This is a genomic window from Streptomyces olivaceus, from assembly GCF_000721235.1.
GTDB classification, from domain to species: domain Bacteria; phylum Actinomycetota; class Actinomycetes; order Streptomycetales; family Streptomycetaceae; genus Streptomyces; species Streptomyces olivaceus.
On the sequence record NZ_JOFH01000160.1, the window covers coordinates 1 to 301 of the forward strand.

Here is a 301-nt window from a genome sequence, read left to right on the forward strand (position 1 = left end):
GCCCACACCCGTGGCCACGCCGAGACGGGCTGCGCCCGCCTTGAGCGACGGCGGACGCAGCTTCCGCGTCCGCAGGAGTCTGCGCAGCCCCGTGCGCAGCCGGTGTGGCGCGCACCGGAGACGCACTCCGCACCGGTAGCCGGCTCTCCAGTGCCATGTCGGCGTCGGGCAGCGGCGGATCGGCGTTGCGACCGCCGCGACCGTCGCGAAGTAGCAGCGCCCGAGCCCGACTCCGAGCGCGAGCCCGGCCCGCTCCGCACGCCCCGCCTCGGGGCTCTCCTCGGTCGGTGTCGTCATGGTC

The 301-nt window shown here is 76.1% G+C and carries 1 protein-coding gene; it reads right to left on the reverse strand.

Translation table 11 applies throughout. The features are described from left to right. Positions 1-301, reverse strand: a 301-nt coding sequence (locus IG94_RS43245; protein WP_211269731.1) for a hypothetical protein, incomplete at both ends; no start/stop codon positions are given.